Here is a 19,148-nt window from a genome sequence, read left to right as displayed (position 1 = left end):
GACCTGTGTGAAACAGCCTGCCTGTCAGCACCCTGTCACAGGGTCGCCTGATGCGCGGTCGGGGATGGGGGGATCAACATTTCCTCGCGATCGGCCGGGCGGAAATGGATGACCGCCCGCGTGCCGCGCCCCTCGGCCCCTTCATCCAGCGCAACCTTGGCCCCCATCCGGTCGGCCAGCGCGCGCACGATGGGCAGGCCCAGCCCGCTGCCGGTGCTGTTGGCATTGGCGGCCATGCGATAGAACCGCTCCCACACCTTCTCGCGCTCGGCAGGGGGGATGCCGGGGCCGTCATCCTCGATTTCCACCCGGACCGCCCCGCCGCGACACAAAACCCGCACCACCACCTTGCCGCCCGGCCGGTTATAGGCCACCGCATTGTCGAGCAGATTGCCCACCATCTCGGCCGCCAGCGCCGCCTCGCCAGAGGCCAGCCCATGGCCGCTTTCCTCAAAGCTGATATCAACATCGGCGCGCTGCAGCGCGGGCAGGCGTGCGGCGATCACATCGGTGGCCACCAGCGCGGGATCGAACTGGCCGGTGCTGCATTCAACCTGTTCATCCAGCCGGGCCAGCGCCAGCAATTGCTGCAGCAGGCGTTCGAGCGTATCGACCGAATGGGCGATGTCATCCAGCGCCATCTGCCCCTGCGGGCTTTGCGCGCCATAGGTTTCCAGCACGTCGAGATGCACCCGCAGCACCGCCAGCGGCGTGCGCAACTGATGCGAAGCGTTCGAGGTGAACTGACGCAGCGAACCGACCGCCCGCTCAGCCCGCACCATCAGCGCATTATAGGCCCGCGCAATCATCTGCGCCTCACGCGGGCCATCGCCATCGGGCAGGCGCTGAAAATGCAGCGGATCGCGCACACTGGCGGCAATCCGCTCGGTCAGGGTGGCAAAGGGGATCAGCCCCCATGCCAGCGCCGAATAGAACAGGAGCAGCGCGATCAGCGTTACCAGCACGCTGGCGCTGACCACGCGCTGAAAATAGACGCGGGTGGAAATTTCCCGGTTTTCAAGGAAATCGGCCACCTGCACCGCCACCAGATGGCCATTGCCCGTCAGGCGGCGCATTTCCGTGGCGATGCGCACCGGGCGCCCGTTCAGCATGCCATTGCGCAGATAGGCTGGCTGGACCACGCCTTGCGCATCGCGCGGATCGACATAGCCGCGCACCAGCACCGGATCGCGCGAGGTGAGCGTGAACCTTGCGCCGGGATGGAGCGGCCCGGTCAGGCGCCCGTCGGCCGAATAATCGGATGGCGGGCGCAGATCGGCGCGGCCGGCAATCAACCGGTCGCCATCATAGATGCTGTAATGCGTGACCGGGGCAGAGCGGCGCTGCAACAGGCCAACAGCCAGCGGCAGGAGACGGTCCTGAAGCACCGGATCATAATTGACCGCCCGGCTGATCAACCGGGTCGAACCGACCAGAATCCGGTCCGACGTATCGTTCATCGAGGAATCGATCATCCAGCAGGTGATCGTGGCGAAAATCGTCACCAGCACCACCAGCGGCACCATCACAACAACCGTGAGATGGCCCCGCAACGATTTGGGCAAGGATCGCGGCAGCAGCCGCAGCTTAATGGGCATCAATCATATAGCCCAGCCCGCGCACCGTGTGGATCGTCGGCCCGCCGGGGCTGAGCTTGCGGCGCAGGCGGCCCACATAGACCTCCAGCGCATTGGGCGCGACCGCCTCGGACAGGGCAAAGACCTCGGCGGCCATGCGGTCCTTGGGCACCACCTTGCCCGGCCGCCCCATCAAGGTTTCCAGCACGGCCATCTCGCGGCGGCGCAGATCGACCGGCGCATCGGCCAGCGCGACCCGCCGCGTCGAACGGTCCAGCGTCAGCGCGCCCACGCGCAGCACCGGATCGGGGCTGCCGATGCTGCGCCGGACCAGCGCGCGCACCCGCGATTCCAGTTCGCGCGGGTGGAACGGCTTGGCCATATAGTCATCCGCGCCGTAATCCAGCCCGGCCACCCGGTCGTCCACCGCATCGCGCGCGGTCACGATCATGATCGGCGTGGTGTCGCCCCGGCGGCGCAGCATTTTCAGCAATTCCAGCCCATCGCCATCGGGCAGGCCCAGATCCAGAATGATCGCATTGAACGGATCGGCGGCGGCAAAGGCGGCGGCATCCTCGCCATTATGCGCGACATCGACGACAAAACTGGCGGCCTCGAGCGAAGCGGCCATGCCGCGCGCCAGACGCGGATCATCCTCCACGATCAGAATGCGCAATGTTCCCTCCATTCCCCGACACCGGCACAGGCCCATGGCATGACCTGCCCATGGCATTACAGGCTGCGGCCCCAAAATACGCAAAACGCGCCCCATGCCTACCCCCGGCATGACAGCTTGATGACAGGCGGGCGGCCTTAGCCTCCGATTCTGCGAGAGGACGGACAGGGTAAGCAGCACAAACCCGCATGGCCCCCGCGATGAACCGCGCCGCCCGGCAGAAGGCGGGCGCGAACCATCGTGGACCCCGCGTCGGTTTGGGACTCGCCAATGAGGGATGGACTATGAAAACTAAGCTTTGTGCAGCATGGCTGCTTTCGGTTTCAACATTGGCTGTATCGACGCTGGGGGCGGCGCCCGCGATGGCGCAAACGGCAGGCCAGGGCGACGACATTGTCGTCACCGCCCTGAAGCGCGAAACCCGCGTGCAGGACACCCCGCTGGCGATCACCGCGATGAGCGGCAACATGCTCAACAACATGGGCGCGACGGGCATTGCCGATGTGGCGCGCTCGGTCCCCAGTCTCAATCTGCTCTCCAGTGAATCGGGCCGCACCCGCGTCTCGATCCGCGGCATCCAGACCGCGGGCGAAGCCACCGTGGGCGTGTATTTCGGCGAAGTGCCGCTGACCGGGCCTGCAGGCACCACCTCGGACCCTTCGGGCTCGACCCCCAACCTCAACCTGTTCGACACCGAGCGCCTCGAAGTGCTGCGCGGGCCGCAGGGCACGCTTTATGGCTCGGGCTCGATGGGCGGCACCCTGCGCGTGCTGTTCAAGCAGGCCAATCTGAAGAAGTATGAAGCCGCCGTCGATGCGGGCGCGGAAAGCACCAAGGATGGCGGCTTTGGCTACAGCATCAAGGGCGCAGTCAACGTGCCGATCATCGAGGACATGCTGGCCGCCCGCCTCGTGCTCTATCGCCAGCGCACGGGCGGCTTTGTCGATGATCCCTCGATCGGCCGTTATAATATGAACAGCGTGATGACCACGGGCGGCCGCCTGATGCTGGGCTTCCGCCCGACCAACAATCTGCGCATCAATTTCATGGGCATCATCCAGGACCAGCACACGGGCGGCACCTCGCTCTGGGCGCCTTCGGTGGGCACCTATACCTCGGGCCTGCGCATCTATACGCCCGCCATCGACAAGCAGAAGATCTTCTCGCTCGACACCAAGTGGACGACGCCGATCGGCACGATCTCGCTGGCCAACGGCTATTATCGCTGGGATGTGCGCCAGACCAACGACAACAGCGACAATTATCAGTCGGTGGCCAATTCCTATCGCTATTGCGGCCTCTATCAGAACACCTATTCGGGCTCGCTGCTGCAGACGGGCGCATCGGGCACCACCACATCGTCCAGCAATTGCGCATCGAGCGCGGGCGGTTATACCTCGGCCCAATTGCGCGCCAATTATCTGGGCTGGGCCAACAGCCAGATGCCCATCGGCAATTATCAGCCGCGCTGGGTGGAAAATGTCACCAACGAACTGCGCCTCAATTCCGATGGCAAGGGCCGTTTGAACTATACGCTGGGCGCCTTCTTTGAAAACCGCAAGGACCGGGTGGACACCACCGTGTTCGCGGGTGTTCCGGGCACCGGCGAAATGCGCAGCCCGCTGGTCGATCTCGGCTCGCGCTTTGTGCGCGATGTCATCAACCAGACCGCGCAGTTTGGCGAACTCTCCTATCGCCCGATCGACATCCTGACGGTGACGGCGGGCCTGCGCCACTATCACTACAAGAAGATCGTGGGCGGCGCCTATCTCGGCTACAATTACTTCAACGGCCAGACGCCGATGGCCTATACCGAGGTCAACGCCAATGCGGACGGCTTTATCCAGAAATACAATGTCGAGCTGAAACCCACCCGCAATCTGATGGTCTATGCCACCGCGTCGCAGGGCTTCCGCCCCGGCGGCGCGAACCTGACGCCCGGCATCCCGGCCTCGGCCACGCAGTATAAGGCCGACTCGCTGTGGAATTATGAACTGGGCCTCAAGACCCAGTGGTTCGACCGCAAGCTGACCTTCAATATCGACGCCTATCGCATCGACTGGACCAACATGCAGACCTCGGTTCAGGCCACCTATGGCAATTTCAGCTATATCAGCAATGTCGGCGCGGCGCGTATCGAAGGCTTCGAGGCCGAATTGAGCGGCACGCCGACCAAGGGCCTGTTCCTCAACGGTTCGCTCTCGGTGGTCTATCCGCGCCTGACGGCCGATCAGGTCAATTCGGAAGTGACGGCGGCGGGCCGCGTGGGCAATATCCTGACCGGCATTCCGCGCACCACGGCCAGCGCGGGCGCCGAATATGGCTGGGATATCAACAGCAAGTGGAAGGGCATGATGCGTGCCGACTTCAACTATACCGGCAAGATGACGACCCAGCTCAACCCGACCAACGCGCTTTATCGCACTTATGGCAAATATTCGCAGGTCAACCTGCGCGCGGGAATCGAGAATGAGCGCTACGGCGTCTATGTCTATGTGCGTAACCTGATCGATGCCAAGGGTCTGAGCTATTACTCGGCCGTCAGCGGCACGCCCGATTACATCGCCACCACCACGCCCCGTACCGTCGGCATCAACCTGCGCGGCAATTTCTAAAAAGAGGATGTCTTTCCATGCGTAACACTTTGCTTGCTTTTGCCTCGCTGGCCGCCGTCGCGATGATCGCGCCCCAGGCCCATGCCGCCACGCCCGAGGAAACCGCCGCCAAGGCGCTGCTGAAAAGCCCGAAATTCGCCAAGGCGACCGCCTCGCTGGCGGGCGATTATGACCGCATTGTGCAGGACATCATCACCCTGACCGAAATCGCCGCCCCGCCTTTCAAGGAAGAGGCGCGCGCCAAGGCCTATATGGCGATGCTCAAGGCCGAGGGTCTGGAAGACGTTGAAATGGACGGCGTGGGCAATGTCATGGGCCTGCGCCGCGGCACCGGCGCAGCCAAGGGCGAGGCCACGCCGCTCATCGTCATCACCGCCCATCTCGACACCGTTTTCCCCGAGGGCACCAATGTGAAGGTGCGCCGCGAGGGCGACACGCTCTATGCCCCCGGCATTGGCGACGATACGTGCAGCCTGCCGGTCCTGCTGGCCTTTATCCGCGCGATGAAGGCGGGGGCCTTCTCGACCAAGGCGGACATCCTGTTCATGGGCAATGTGGGCGAGGAAGGCCCGGGCGACCTGCGCGGCGTGCGCTACCTGTTCTCGCAGGGCAAGTACAAGGACCGCATCACCCATTTCATCAGCTTTGAACCCGGCCAGCCCGAACGCATCACCAATGCCGGCACCGGTTCGCGCCGCTACAAGGTGACGTTCAATGGTCCGGGCGGTCATTCGATGGGCGATTTCGGCCTGGTCAATCCGGCCTATGCGATGGCCAATGCCATGACCGCCTTTGCCAGGATGCAGGTGCCCAGCGACCCCAAGACGGTCTATAACGTCGGCATCGTCGAGGGCGGCACCTCGGTCAATTCGATCCCCTTTGCCACGGCCATGACCATCGACATGCGCTCGAACGGCAAGGCGCAGCTGGACGCGGAGGAAAAGACCTTCCTCGCGATCCTGCCCGAAGCGGTGGCGGCCGAAAATGCCGCGCGCTCGACCGCCAAGGGCAAGATCACCTATGACGCCAAGCTGGTGGGCGACCGCCCCGGCGGCACCACGCCGATGGAGTCGCGCATCGTGAAGGTGGCCGATGCCGTGGCCAAGGCCAATGGTTTCGCCCCTAAGTACAGCGCCGGATCGACCGACAGCAACATCCCGATGAGCAAGGGCATTTCCGCGCTCACGCTGGGCTCGGGCTTTGAAACCTTCCGCAACCACTCGCTGGACGAAGGGCTGAAGCTCGAGAAATCGGTTAACCTGCGCAACTTCAACAATGAACTGGCCACCGTGCTGGTTCTGGCCGAAGCGAAGTAAGCAGGAGGGGGATCAGGGCATGAAATTGTGGCAGGCAGTGCTGGGCAGCGCAGCTCTCTCCATGGCGTCCCTCACCATGGCCGCGCCCCGCCCTGTCAGCCGTCCGGTCGAAGTGGACAGTCGCGCCATGGTATGGTTCGACAATGACTTTCTCGGCCCCGGACAGAGCAATCTTCAGGCCCTGATCCCTTTGATCCGCGATCCGAATGTGAACCTTCTGGGCGTTGGCGTCGTCACCGGCGACCAATGGCTGGAGGAGGAAACGCAGCACGCCCTGCGCTTCCTCGAAATCGCCGGGCGCGGCGATGTTCCGGTGGCGCGGGGCGCGCAGACGCCGCTCATCCGCTCCCTGCCCGAAATGAAGGCGTGGGAGGCCCGCTTTGGCCCGATCCCTTGGAAGGGCGCATGGAACGCCCCCAAACCGGGCCGCCAGTATCACCCCGAAGACCCCGATCTGGTCCCCCCGATGGCCGAGGGCGCGCCCACCATCAGGCCGGTGGCGCAGGATGCCGTCCACCGCCTGATCGAGGCCGTGCGCGCCCATCCGGGGCAGGTGACGATCATCTGCGCCGGGCCGCTGACCAATATCGCGCTGGCCCTGCGCATCGCCCCCGATATCGCCGCCAAGGCCAAGGGCATCGCCATGCAGGGCGGGGGCTATGACATGCAGGCCGCCCGCGTGCTGGACAATGCCGACTATGCCACCGATTTCAATTTCGTCTTTGACCCCGAGGCCGCCCATATCGTGCTGACCGCGCCATGGCGGAAAATCACCGTGGTGGGCAATGTCACCACCTCGGCGCGGATGACGCGGGCGCTGGCCGATCAGATCGGTTCGGCAGGCACCCCCACCGCGCGCTACATCGCCCAATATGCCCGCATCGACCAGCCTTTGTGGGATGAAATGACCGTAGCCGTGGCGCTCGATCCCACATTGGTGACCAAGAAGTTCACCGCCCGCATGGATGTCGATCTGATGCCCGGCGCGGGCTATGGCACGGCGCAGATGTGGAAGGAGGATCTCGCCCCCCATCGCGGAGAGCAGATGGTCGAGGTGGTCGAGAGCATCGACGTGCCCCGCTTCCTCGCCCGCTTTACCGCACAGGCCCGCCAATGATCGCCAACCTGTGGCGCAACCGCATGGCGGAACGCGGCACCACCCTGCCGCGCGAAGCCGTCGCGGGGCTGACCACCTTCATGGCCTCGGCCTATCTGGTGGTGGTGATCCCGCGCCTGCTCTCGGGCGGCGGCATGGATCAGGGCGCGGCCACCACGGCCACACTGATCGTCATGGCGCTGGGGAGCCTGGCGATGGGGCTTTATGCCAACCTGCCCTTTATCGTCGGGCCGGGCATCGGCGGAGCGGCGTTGCTGGGCATCACGCTGACGCAGGTTGAGCATCTGCCATGGCCCTCGGCGCTGGGCATAGCGATGGCCTCAGGCGTGCTGTTCACGCTGCTGACGATCACCGGCGCGCGCGGCTGGGTGATGCGTCTGGTCCCGCGTGAGATCAAGCTAGGGCTTGGGGCCTCGATCGGCCTATTCATCGCGCTGCTGGGATGCCGCGATGCGGGCATGGTTTCGGTCAATGCCAAGACCAATGCACTGTCCCTTGGCGATTTTTCGCAAGCCGGGCCGCAAATGGCGCTGGTCGGGCTGGGCGTCGCGGTAGCGCTTCAGGCGCGGCGCGTGCCGGGCGCGATCCTTGCCGGGATCATCGCGGCGGCGGGTCTGGGCGCGATGCTGGGCGTCACCCATGCGCCCGCTACTCCGCTGGGTCTACCCCCCGCCATGGGGCCGGTGCTGGGCCATTTCGATTGGGCGGCGGTGTTCACCATCAAGGCCCTGCCCTATCTCTTCGCCTATTTCGTCGCCGAATTCTTCTCGACCATGGGCACCACGCTGGCCGTGGGGGCCAAGGCGGGGCTGACCGATGATGACGGCAATCTGCCCCATATCGACCGCCCCTTTCTGGTCGATGCGCTGGCGGCCACCTTCGGGCCGATGCTGGGCATTCCGGGCGGCACGGCGCTGGTGGAATCGGCGGCGGGGGCAAGCGCTGGCGGGCGCACCGGCTTGGTGCCGATCACCGCCTCGCTGTGCTATCTGGCCTCGCTGCTGGCGATCCCGCTGGCCATGGCGATACCCAAGCAGGCGACCGCACCGGCGCTGATCCTTGTGGGCGCGGGGATGATGGGTTCGCTGCGGCAATTGGGCGGCGAAAGGCTGGAGGAGACCCTGCCCCCGGTGCTGATGCTGCTGGCCACGCTGATCGCCAACAGTTTCGGTACGGGCATCGCGGTGGGGCTGGTGTCCTATGTGGCGGTCTGCCTGATCGGCGGGCGAGCGCGGCGGGTGTCACCCGGCCTGTTGCTGCTCTCGCTGCCCCTGGCCTATTACCTCTATACCACCGTCCACCGTTGAGAGCCGCCGCGATGCCGATTGCCATGGAAGAAACGCTTTCGGTGCTGCCCCCCTCGGCCACAGGGCGAGTGGTCAGCGCCGATCAGCGCGCCTTCTTCACCCGCCTGCCCAAGGTGGAACTGCATTGCCATCTGCTGGGCGCGATGCGCGAGGAAACGTTTCGCGATCTGGCGCGGCGTTATGATGCGCCGATCCCCACGGATATGGCCGCAGGGCTTTACACGCGCGGGCGCAAGCCGGTGGGCGTGCTCCATGCCCTGCGCGCGATGGAGCAGCATTTGCTGCGCCGCCCGGAGGATATCGCCCGGCTGGTGCGCGAATATCTGGAGGATGCGGCGGCCGATAACGTCCGCCACGCCGAATTCTTCTGGAACCCCACCGCCACTCTGGCCGCCCATGCCATCCCCTATGGCGAGATCCAGCAGGCGATGGTGGAGGCGATGGAAGCCGCCCCGATCTCCTCGCTCCTCATCCCTGCCATCGACCGCGAGGCCCCACCCGCGCAGGCCGTGGCCATGGTCGAGGCGATGCTGGCCCATCGCCATCCGCGCGTTCCGGGCATCGGCATTGATTACCGCGAGAATGACGGGCCGCCCGAATGGTTCGCCCCCGCCTATGCGTTGGCGCGGAAAGAGGGCCTGCGCGCCACCGCCCATGCCGGGGAATTCGGGATGCCATGGACCAATGTCGCCATCGCGGTGGATGATCTGGGCGTCGAACGGATCGACCATGGCTATACCGTGATCGACAATCCCGATTTCGCCGAGAGCCTGCGCGCGCGCGGCATGGTGTTCACCGTGGTGCCGACCAATTCCTATTATCTGCGCACCATGACGCCCGAGGATTGGGCGCGGCATCACCCGATCCGCGCGATGATCGCCATGGGCCTGTCGATCCACCCCAACAGCGACGACCCCCAATTGCACCGCGTCAGCCCGGCGGGCGCGTGGGAATTGATGTACAGCCATATGGGCGCCAGCCGCGATGACCTGCGCGCCATGATGATGGCGGGCATAAACGCCAGTTGGGCCGATGAGGTGCAAAAGGCGGCATGGGCGGCGGATTGGCCGGGGGAGTTTGGCGATCTGGGGGCGCAGGCGGCTTGGGATGAGGATGCGGCGAGCCGCCGTTGATCGCGATGCGCTTCGGCCCTATCGCGGGGGTATGAGAATGCTCTTTCCCCTCACTTTGCTTTCTGGCGCTTTGCTTCTGGCCGCTCCACTCGCCCATGCGCAAACCTCCAGCGTCATCACCTCGCCCGAGGCGCTGCCCAAAGCGCATGATCGCCCCCGCGTCTTTCTGGGCGGCAGCATCGACATGGGCAACGCGCCCGACTGGCAGAAAGGTATGATCGAGGCGCTGGCGGTGGACAATGTTGTGATCCTCAACCCCCGCCGCCCCGACTGGAACCCCAAATGGCGGCCCGAGGCCGACGAGCCGGAATTCCGCCGTCAGGTCGAATGGGAGCTTGGCGCGCTGGAAAGCGCCGATGTCATCGTCCTCTATTTCTCGCCCGGATCGCAAAGCCCGATCAGCCTGCTGGAAATGGGCCTCCATGCGCGGGGCGGCAAACTGATCGTGCTGTGTCCGCCCGGATATTGGCGCAAGGGCAATGTGGACATCACCGGCGCGCGATACGGTGTCGAGCAGGTGTCCAGCCTGCCCGAGCTGATTGCCGCAGTTAAGCGCCGGGTGCCCGCAATCAATAGGGCGATCAATAGAAAGTGATGTTGTCCACCTCGACCCAGAGCCGCTGACCGCCCTCGCGCGATCCGCCCAGTTCAAGCTGGACAAGGCCATCGCCGGTAAAGGCCGGCCCCGGCTTGCCCCGCTGCGCGGCGGCGGTCAGCGCCGTGAACGGCACCTCCACGCTGGTCCATTGCGCGCCGCCTGAAACCGGCGCGCTCCACACGCCGTCCAGCCCGTTGAGGCGCAGGACATAGGCCCCATCGCCCCTTATATCGAAGCGGATGCCCTTATAACCGGCCAGATTGACCGGCACCACCGAACCGCGCGTCAGCGGCACGGCAAAACCGGCATAGGCATCGCCCTTCACCGCCATTTTCGCCGAGAGCAGCAAAGCCTGCCCCCCGCCATCGCGCGGCACGGTTTGAGTGATCTCGACGGTGCGGTCCATGCCGCCATCGCCGGTTTCCAGCCGCAAAGTGTCGAGCGAGGAGCGGCGATCCTTGCGCTCAAAATCATCGACCAGCGCCGCGACTTTGACCGAGGGCAGGCGGTTGGCCAGATTGGCGGCGGGCAGAGGCGGCGCCCCCACCCCGCTGACCAGACGGCCGTCGATATAGACCTGCGTGATCTTGTGAATGTCCTCGATATTCTCCCAGGGCTTGCCGTCGACAAGGAGAATGTCGGCGCGCTTGCCCGGCGCAATCGTGCCGCGATCGCCATCGAGGCGCATCACTTTTGCGCTGGTCTGCGTCGCGGCCACCAGCGCCTGCGCGGGCGTCAGCCCGGCACGCACCAGCAGTTCGAGTTCATGCAGCGTGGACACGCCATGAGGCGTGCCGGGCATACCCGCATCCGTCCCCACCGAAATCGGCACACCCGCATCAAACAGCGCCTTCACATTTTTCAGCGCATAGGAGAATTTGCGCTGGCGCATCTCGTCGGCTTTGGGCTGTCCAGGCTTGTCCGGGTCATAGACGGCCAGCGTGGGGGCCATGCCCATCCCGCTTTTGGCGATCTGGGCCACCTCTTCGGGCGTGGCCAGACGGTCCTGGATCACATGGCCCAGCGAATCCACGCCCGCCATCGAGGCCGCCACCCCGCGCTCCACCGTCACCGTATGGGTCAGCACCGACCAGTTATGCTTATGCGCCTCCTCGCTCAGCGCTTTGAGCGTCCAGCGGTCCATGCTGGTGTTGTCGGGCGCGGCGCCATAGCGCCAGCCGTCGGTGAAGGCCTTGATAAGGTCGGGCTTATAGGCTTCGAGGCTCTTGATTGCCGCGCGGGCGGCCTCGGGCGTATTGATCCAGATCGTGGTGGCCTGATCGGCCCAATCGGCGCCGTGGCCGCCCGGCGTGCTGATGCGGGCGGCGAAATTGACATGGGGGGCCGCCAGTTGCGCCAGCCACGCGCGGCGCGGGGCATAGGATTCGGGCTGCTGGTGGAAATCATTGACCGTGGTGATGCCCGACTGGACATAGGCGGTGGCGATCTGGGGCGTGGTGTCGGGCGATCCGCCCGGGGTCCAATGGGTGTGAACATCAAAGAAGCCAGGAAGCAGCGCCTTGCCCTGCGCGGCCACCTTGCGCGTGCCTGCGGGCAGCTTGAGCTTTGCCCCCACCGCGACGATCCGCCCGTTCTGCACCAGCACGGTTTCCCGCACAGGGGCCGCGCCCGTGCCGTCAAAAACGGTGGCGTCAATGAAGGCAATGGCCGGAACAACCCCAGAATTGGCCCCGGAATTGGCCATCACAGGGGCCGGGATCAGGGCCGCGCCGCCCAGCAGGGCCAGAAACATCTTTTGCATCACATCATTCCTCGAATATCCCCAAGGGGATAGTGCCTGTTTTCGCCTTGCCAAGCGGCGCGGCGCGCGCTCACTGATGGTATTTGGCGTATTGCCGCGCCAAAGCCTCCGGACGCGACTCGGCGGTGATCGCTGCGCCCCGGATGAAGACCTGCGTGGCCTGCGTGAGCGGTTCGAAAGGATCGCCGTCCCACACCACGATATCGGCCTGCTTGCCGCGCGCGATGCTGCCGATCTGGGCATCAAGGCCGAACAGGCGGGCGGGCGTCAGCGTGATCGCATCAAGGGCATCGGCATAATTCAGCCCCCGCGCCACCGCCATTCCGGCGTTAAACCGCATTTCGCCCACGCGGTGCGTGCTGTCATTGCCGATGATGGCCACGGCCACCCCCGCCTTGCGCAGGATCGCCGCACTGTCCGACCTTGCGCCCAGCACCTCGAAACTCTTGGGCAGATTGTCGGTGGGATTGAGGATCACGCCCACCCGCGCCCGCGCCAGACGGTCGGCCACGCGCCATGCCTCCTCGCCCCCGCGAATGATGATGCGCAATTTGAATTCGCCCGCCAGATCAAGCGCCTGAAGGATATCGGCCCGGCTGTGCGCGCCCACCACCAGCGGCACCTGATCTGTCAGGACCGGCTGGATCGCCTCCAGATCGGCATGGGAGAGCGAGAGAGCGCGCAGATTGCCGCTTTCATAGGCGCGGCGGTTGCGGGCATAGAGGCGCGCATCATCAAGCGCCTCGCGCAGCAGCACCAGATCCGAGGCGCGCGATCCGCCCCCGACCTTGGCCCCCGCCTCGCCCAGTTCGAGCACGGCGGCAATTCGCCCGCGCCGCAAAATGGCGCCCCCGTCGCCCAGCGTGATCGCGGCGGCCAGACCCGACATCAGATGATGCCCGCCAGCCTCACCCCGCGCCCCATCGGGCAGGGTGATGGCCGAGGTCACGCCCCCCGCCCGCGCCACGCCCAGCGCGGTTGAATCCGGGTTGAGCGCGAATTGCACATCGGCTCCGATGCTCAGATCCGCCGAGGAGGGATGGGCATCATTGGTGCCCGAAACCGAGGAAACCTCGACCAGCCCCAGCGTGGTGTCGGCGGCGACAAGGCCCGCAGTAATGGTCTTGCCGGCGGCGTCCACTACCCGCGCCCCGGCGGGCGGCGCTGCGGCTGGGGCCAGTTCGGCAATCAATCCATCGCGCAGCACCAACGTGGCATCCTCCACCACGCGCCCCTCGCCCGCCAGCACGCGGGCATGGACAAAGGCCACCGGCACGCTCTGGGCGCAGGCCGGAGAGGCCAGCAGGACCGTCAGCCAAAGCATCTTATTGCGCATGGACCACCTGCCCTCTCTCGAAATCGGATTGATGCTGATAGCGCGGATCGTGCCGGTCATATTGCAGGACGCCATCGATAAAGACCTTTTCGGCCAGAGCATAAATGCTGAAAGGGTTGGCGCTCCAGATCACCACATCGCCATCCTTGCCCGGCGCCAGCGAACCGGTGCGCCCGGCAATGCCCATCACGCGGGCGGCATTCGAAGTGAACCAGCTCACCGCCTCGGCCTGGCTGATCTGAATGCCGTGGCGCCGCCCGGCGGCCAGCGCCACGGCGGTTTCGACATTCAGCCGCTGGGCCAGTTCGGCCTCGTCCGAATGGATCGCCACACAGACGCCCGCCTGATGCAGCAGCGCGGCATTTTCCTCCACCGCGTCATAGGCCTCCATCTTGAAGCCCCAGCGCTGCGCCCATGTGGCCACGCAAATGCCTTCGCGGGCCAGGATGTCGCGGATCTTGTAGGCCTCGACCGCATGGTGAAAGGCGGTTGTCCGGTATCCGAACTCCTTGCCCATATCGACCATCAACGCCATTTCATCGGCGCGATAGCAGTGGTTTTCCAGCATGATCTGGCCATCGAGCACGCCTGCCTGCGATTCCAGCGCCAGATCGCGTTTGGGCGCCTCGCTTCCCTGCCCATTGGCCTGTTTCGCGCGATAGGCGCGCCATCGGTTGCGATAGTCGGTGGCCTCGATCCATGCCTTGCGGAAACCGGCCATATTGCCCATCCGTGTCGCGGGCGAGCGGCCCCGGCTGCCATAGCGGCCCTTGGGATTTTCACCGCAGGCGATTTTCAGCCCATAGGGCGCATCGGGGATCTTCATCCCCTGCATCGTGGCCGAAGGCACATTCTTGACCGAGACGCTGCGCCCGCCAAACAGATTGGCCGAACCCGGCAGGATCAGCAGCGAGGTCACGCCCCCTTCGCGCGCGCGGTCGAACGAGGGGTCCTGCGGCCAGAGCGAATGTTCGGCCCAGACCTGCGCGGTGTTGGGGTCGACATTCTCATTGCCGTCGGCATGGCCCTGAACTCCCGGCGCGGCAAAGACGCCCATATGCGAATGGGAATCAATTACGCCCGGCGTCACCCATTTGCCGCGCCCGTCGATCACCTGCCATCCGGCGGGAACGGCAATATCCCGGCCCGCCGCGCGGATCTTGCCATCCTCGACCAGAACTGTGCCGCCCTCGAAGAGATGGCCCGCCCCGTCGAACACATTGGCGCCCACAATGGCAAAGGGCGCGGATCGGGCCGGGCGATAGGTGCTGGGATAGGCGGGGGGCGGCGGGGCCGGGGCCGCCACTGGAGCGATGGGCGGCGCGGCGGCCGGGGCAGCGGGGGGCGCGGGCTTTACGGGCGCGGCGCCGGTGGCGGAAGCCGCCAGGCCGAGCAGGCCGACGCCTAGCGCCAGCGCCCAGCCGCCATGCGGGATGCGGGATTGTCTGATCGTCACGGAATATCTCCGGTTGGAGGCAGAGGGTGGGCGGCGCGGGGTGGGATGGGGTGTCGCCCGCGCCGCCCGTGGGGCATCAGAATTCGCGCCGGATGCCGCCATAGAGATAGCGGCCATAGCCCTGATAAAGCGCGCCCATATAGCCAAAGGCGCTGATGGCCAGAGGCGGCTTTTCATCGGTGATGTTGCGCGCGCCAAAGCGGATGCTGGTGCCTTTCAGCGCGCCCTTGTCGAATTCATACTGGGCATAGAGATTGCCGGTGGTCTGGGCCTTGACGCGCCAGTAATTGCCCGAGGCATCCACCGCGCTCGTATCCCATACCGCGCCGGTATATTGCACCGAACCGCCCACGGTGATGCCCTTGAGCTTCCATGTCAGCGAGCCTTGCGCCTTCCACGCCGGGCGCCCGTCCTGACCCAGCAGCGAGCCGCCGCCGGTGATGATCGTGCCCGCGTTAATCAAGCCCGTGGCTCGCGCGTCCAGCAATTGCTGGATCTGGGGCGAAGGGGCGCGATAAAAGCGGATCAGATGTGCACCATTGCCCGTCAGCGTGAAATCGCCAAAGCGGGTGCCGCGCAGGCGCCATGTCAGGCTGATGTCCAGCCCGCGCACATCCTGCGGCTGAAGGTTGACATACTGGTCCTTCACATATTGCACCTGTCCGGCCGCGGCCAGACCGGTGTTGGCATAGAGCGCGACGTCATCGGCCGTGGGCGCCAGACGGATGACATTGGGATTGCTCGATCCCTGCTGGCGCAGCAGATAATCGAGGATCAGCGCATTGCCCTCGCCGAACACACCCACGATTCCCTTCTGCTTGACCGCCCAGTAATCGACCGTCAGCGTCAACCGGCCCCAGCTCGGCGGCAGGAATTTGGGCTCCAGCACCGCGCCCAGCGACCAGCTCGTCGATTCCTCGGGCCTCAGGTTGGGATTGCCCGAACGCTGGGCCGTGGCGACATAGGATTGCGCGCAATTGGCAAAGGAGGTGATGCGCCCGGCGCGCAGATCCGCCTCGCAGCGGACATAATCGACCCGCGTGTTGCCGCGCGTGACGATGGAAGCGTTCATCACTTCAAGGTTGGGCGCCTTGAACCCCTGCGCCCACGAACCGCGCAGGCGCAGCCCGTCCACCACATCCCACGAGGCGGCGAACTTGGGCTTGGCCACGCTGCCGAAATCGCTGTAATGTTCATAGCGCCCCGCCGCCTGAAGATCGAGGCTGCGCACCAGCGGCACATGCATGTCGGGCGAGATCAGCGGGATGGCGAATTCGGCATAGGTCGCCGCCACGACGCGGCTGCCGCGCGTGTCGGGCGTGGGGCTGACGCCGTAAAGGTCGCTGGGCTGGATCACGCCGGTGACAGTGTTGGTCCAGGTGACCGTGCCGTCGACGCGCGCGTCGCGGTCGTCGAGCTGGGTGTCGCGGCGCACTTCGCCGCCAAAGGCCACGCCCACATCGCCGCCCGGCAGATGGAACAGATCCTTGCGCGAGGCCTTGAAATCGGCCGAGGCCAGCGTGGTGCGGTCGCGGCGGACCGATACCACCTTGATCGCGTCCACGGCGGCCTGCGTGTTCGCCGATGTGCCAAAGGGATTATAGGCATCGGGGGTGGAGAGCGCGAGCTGGTTCTGGAGCGCGGTGGCGCTCACCCCGTTCTGCTTGTCGATAACGGTGGCTTCGGAATAGAGCAGCGCCGATTCCCAGTCGAACCCATGCCATTGGCCGCGCAGCCCCGCCAGAGCGCGAAACTGGCTGTTGTCCACCAGATCATAGGTCGGCCCCAGATCGGTCAGGCGGATCGAGGAAATCGTCACCGGCAGGCCCGCCGCGCCGATGTTCAGCCCGGCGATGCGGTTGGGATTGGCGCCGCCGCCCGGCAGCGTAGTCGCGCCAAACGGGTTCCAGTAATTGGAGGCGGGCACCGCCATCGGGATCGAGCTGATCGAAAAAACGCTGTCCTGCACGCTGCTCGAACGGGCCATGTAATAGCCCAACTCGCCAAAGGCGGTGATGTCGTCGTTGAGGTCATAATGCCATGTGCCGAACAGGTTCAGGCGGCGCACGGCGGGCGAGACCGAGATATTGTTGTTGGCATTGCCGTCCCAGCGCAGATTGCGATCCGCGCCCGAGGTGGCGCGCGTGCCCGTGTCCACGCAGACGCCGTTGGCCAGCGTCACCTTGCAGCCCGAATTGGTGGTGGGCTGGATATGGAATGTGCCCGAGGCGCTGGTGACGGCCGAACCATTGCTGGTGATCGCGCTGGTGCGGCCGATGGCGGCAAAATCGCCGTAATTGCTCAGCGTGCTGCGCAGATCGAGCGAGTTCAGCCCGGCAAAACCGGTGCCCGCAAACAGCGCGCGCTTGTCGGCCGAAGCGGTGAAATCCTGATCGCGCGCCTCCAGAGCGGTGCGGTCGACATAGGAGAAGTTGAGCGAGAAATTGCCCCGCCCCTCGGCGAAATTATGGCCCAGCAGGCCGCTGACCTGAAGATCGCGCAGATGGGTGCCCTGCGCCCCGCCATATTGCAGATCGACATAGCCGCCTTCGACATTGCCGCGCGTCACGGTGTTGACCACGCCCGCCACCGCATCCGCGCCGTAAAGCGCGGCGGCGCCGTCGCGCAGCACCTCGACCCGCTGCAGCCCGGCCACGGGGATCGTGTTCGAGTTATAGGTGATGACCGGGGCCAGGTTTTCGTCGGCCTGGCTGCCGGGATGCGCCACCATGCGGCGGCCGTTGAGCAGCACCAGCGTGCTGCCCACGCCGAGATTGCGCAGATTGATCGAGCCAACGTCGCCGCGTGCGAAATTGCTGCTGGTCTGGCCCGAGGTGCTGTTGAACGAAACGTCGCCCATCTGGGGGATCGAGCGCAGCAGATCATCGCCAGAAACGGCACCCGTCGCCTTGATCTGGTCCAGATCCATCACCGTGACGGGCACGGCCTCGTTGATCTTGGCCCCCTTGATCTGGCTGCCCACGACGGTGATGGCCGAGGCGGGATCAGCGGCCGGGGCCGGTTCGGGGGCGGCGCCGGGCGCTCCGGCGTCAAAACCCGCGCTCTGGGTGGTCAGGGCGATGGGCCTGAATTCGGGCGCATGGGCGCGCACGGCGAGCCGCAGCGCGATCGAACGCGCGCCGACCGGGCTGGCCGTGACGCCAGTGCCGCTGATCAGCGCGGCCACCGCGCGTTCGGGCGTCATCCGGCCTTCGACCGGGTTGGTGATGATGCCTTTGAACTGGTCATAGGGAAAGAGGATCTGGACCCCCGACTGGCGCGAGAATTCGGCCATGGCGGCGGGCAGCGACTGGCGCGCGATATGAAAATCGACGGCGGTGGTCTGGGCGGCGGCCTGCGCTGCGGCCGGCGCGGAAATCACGATGCCCAGCGCCAGAACGCTCGCGCAATTTAGCTGATGTCTTGAAAGGCCCACTCACATTCCCCGTGTTTCAAATATGTTGCAAGAGGTGGGAACGAGCGGCGCGGAAATTTCTGCCACTGATAATTTACTTATGACGATTTGTGCTTAGGCTGCGTTTTTTGCGTATGGCAATGCGGCGAACTCTTCGATGAAGTTGGGGCCCGCGCGATATTCGGGTCGCCATGCAGGGGCATAATCTTCGTGACGGATCCGGTTCGCCTTCGCCTTGACTGGTTCAAAAGCACTATACTCGTGCATGAGGCCGCCCTGCGCAGCCGGATGCGCCGGGTGATGCATCAACGGCAGGATGTCGAGGATGTCGTGGCCGAAGTGCTGGCCCGCGCCTATGCCACGGCCGATTTCGCGCGGGTGGTCAACGGGCGCTCCTATCTGTTTCAGATCGCGCGCAACCTGCTGATCGATCAGGCGCGGCGGCAAAAGATCGTCACGCTCGAAGAGATCGCCGATCTCGATCTGGTGGCCGACACGCTTTCGGCCGAACGCATGCTTCAGGCGCGCGATCACCTGCGCAAACTGGCCGCGATTGTCGACACGCTGCCTCCGCAATGCCGTCAGGCATTCTTGCTGCGCCGGGTCCATGATATGCCGGTCAGGGAGATAGCAGAACAGATGGGCCTGTCCGTCTTTACCGTCGACAAACATATCGCCAAAGCCACATTGAAAGTCATGCAGGCCATCGGCCATTTTGAGGATGCGCGTTTTGACAATCCCGCCCCCGCCCGGTCAATCCACGCAGGGCCAGACCCCGCAAGGTCGGCCCCCACAAGGTCGGCAAAGACAGGCGATTGAGCAGGAAGCGGCGCGTCTTTT

Annotated in this window: 13 protein-coding genes; 7 read left to right on the top strand and 6 right to left on the bottom strand. The window is 65.2% G+C overall.

All coding sequences use genetic code 11. The features are described 5' to 3' along the window. Positions 1–35 precede the first annotated feature (35 nt). Together FHW92_RS01275 and FHW92_RS01270 are read right to left on the bottom strand one after the other, a co-directional pair. Complete coding sequence (locus FHW92_RS01275) at positions 36–1,526, bottom strand: sensor histidine kinase (protein ID WP_246869923.1); 1,491 nt, start codon at positions 1,524–1,526, stop codon at positions 36–38. 61 nt (positions 1,527–1,587) lie between these two features. After that, positions 1,588–2,253 (bottom strand): response regulator transcription factor, encoded by a 666-nt coding sequence (locus FHW92_RS01270; protein ID WP_168601408.1) that lies wholly within the window; start codon positions 2,251–2,253, stop codon positions 1,588–1,590. A 284-nt stretch (positions 2,254–2,537) separates the two neighbouring features. Between FHW92_RS01270 and FHW92_RS01265 the strand changes: the two genes are divergently transcribed. From FHW92_RS01265 to FHW92_RS01240, 6 genes are read left to right on the top strand one after another with little or no spacing between them, the layout of a single operon-like run. Then, complete coding sequence (locus FHW92_RS01265; protein ID WP_168601407.1) at positions 2,538–4,868, top strand: TonB-dependent receptor; 2,331 nt, start codon at positions 2,538–2,540, stop codon at positions 4,866–4,868. A 17-nt stretch (positions 4,869–4,885) separates the two neighbouring features. Further along, entirely contained in the window at positions 4,886–6,184 is a 1,299-nt protein-coding gene (locus tag FHW92_RS01260; protein ID WP_210428326.1) for a M20/M25/M40 family metallo-hydrolase, read from the top strand. A 19-nt stretch (positions 6,185–6,203) separates the two neighbouring features. Then, positions 6,204–7,301 carry a nucleoside hydrolase gene (locus tag FHW92_RS01255; RefSeq protein ID WP_168601406.1) on the top strand — a complete coding sequence of 366 codons (1,098 nt, stop codon included), beginning with the start codon at positions 6,204–6,206 and terminating at the stop codon, positions 7,299–7,301. After that, positions 7,298–8,608: an NCS2 family permease gene (locus tag FHW92_RS01250; RefSeq protein ID WP_168601405.1), complete on the top strand. Its 1,311-nt coding sequence runs from the start codon at positions 7,298–7,300 to the stop codon at positions 8,606–8,608. The genes FHW92_RS01255 and FHW92_RS01250 overlap by 4 nt, the downstream gene beginning before the upstream one ends. 11 nt (positions 8,609–8,619) lie before the next feature. After that, complete coding sequence (locus FHW92_RS01245; protein ID WP_210428325.1) at positions 8,620–9,741, top strand: adenosine deaminase; 1,122 nt, start codon at positions 8,620–8,622, stop codon at positions 9,739–9,741. Positions 9,742–9,778: 37 nt separating this feature from the next. Next, positions 9,779–10,336, top strand: a complete 558-nt coding sequence (locus FHW92_RS01240; protein WP_168601404.1) for a nucleoside 2-deoxyribosyltransferase domain-containing protein — start codon at positions 9,779–9,781, stop codon at positions 10,334–10,336. On the opposite strand, the gene FHW92_RS01235 is transcribed toward FHW92_RS01240, so the two are convergent. The 4 genes from FHW92_RS01235 to FHW92_RS01220 form a co-directional block, all read right to left on the bottom strand. Further along, the gene (locus FHW92_RS01235) at positions 10,323–12,101 is read right to left on the bottom strand and encodes an amidohydrolase family protein (RefSeq protein ID WP_168601403.1); all 1,779 of its coding nucleotides are present in this window, start codon (positions 12,099–12,101) and stop codon (positions 10,323–10,325) included. The genes FHW92_RS01240 and FHW92_RS01235 overlap by 14 nt on opposite strands. Before the next feature lie 70 nt (positions 12,102–12,171). Further along, positions 12,172–13,437 carry an amidohydrolase family protein gene (locus tag FHW92_RS01230; RefSeq protein WP_168601402.1) on the bottom strand — a complete coding sequence of 422 codons (1,266 nt, stop codon included), beginning with the start codon at positions 13,435–13,437 and terminating at the stop codon, positions 12,172–12,174. Then, the gene (locus tag FHW92_RS01225) at positions 13,427–14,893 is read right to left on the bottom strand and encodes an amidohydrolase (RefSeq protein WP_349237622.1); all 1,467 of its coding nucleotides are present in this window, start codon (positions 14,891–14,893) and stop codon (positions 13,427–13,429) included. Before FHW92_RS01225 ends, FHW92_RS01230 begins: the two co-directional genes overlap by 11 nt. A 76-nt stretch (positions 14,894–14,969) precedes the next feature. Continuing rightward, the gene (locus tag FHW92_RS01220) at positions 14,970–18,329 is read right to left on the bottom strand and encodes a TonB-dependent receptor (protein ID WP_210428324.1); all 3,360 of its coding nucleotides are present in this window, start codon (positions 18,327–18,329) and stop codon (positions 14,970–14,972) included. Between the two features lie 189 nt (positions 18,330–18,518). Between FHW92_RS01220 and FHW92_RS01215 the strand changes: the two genes are divergently transcribed. Continuing rightward, positions 18,519–19,127, top strand: a complete 609-nt coding sequence (locus FHW92_RS01215; RefSeq protein WP_292921963.1) for a sigma-70 family RNA polymerase sigma factor — start codon at positions 18,519–18,521, stop codon at positions 19,125–19,127. Positions 19,128–19,148 lie beyond the last annotated feature (21 nt).

The organism is Novosphingobium sp. SG707, assembly GCF_012275515.1.
In the GTDB taxonomy this organism is placed as follows: Bacteria; Pseudomonadota; Alphaproteobacteria; order Sphingomonadales; family Sphingomonadaceae; genus Novosphingobium.
Note: the sequence above shows the minus strand (reverse complement) of the source record. Positions and strands in the feature narration are given on the sequence as shown.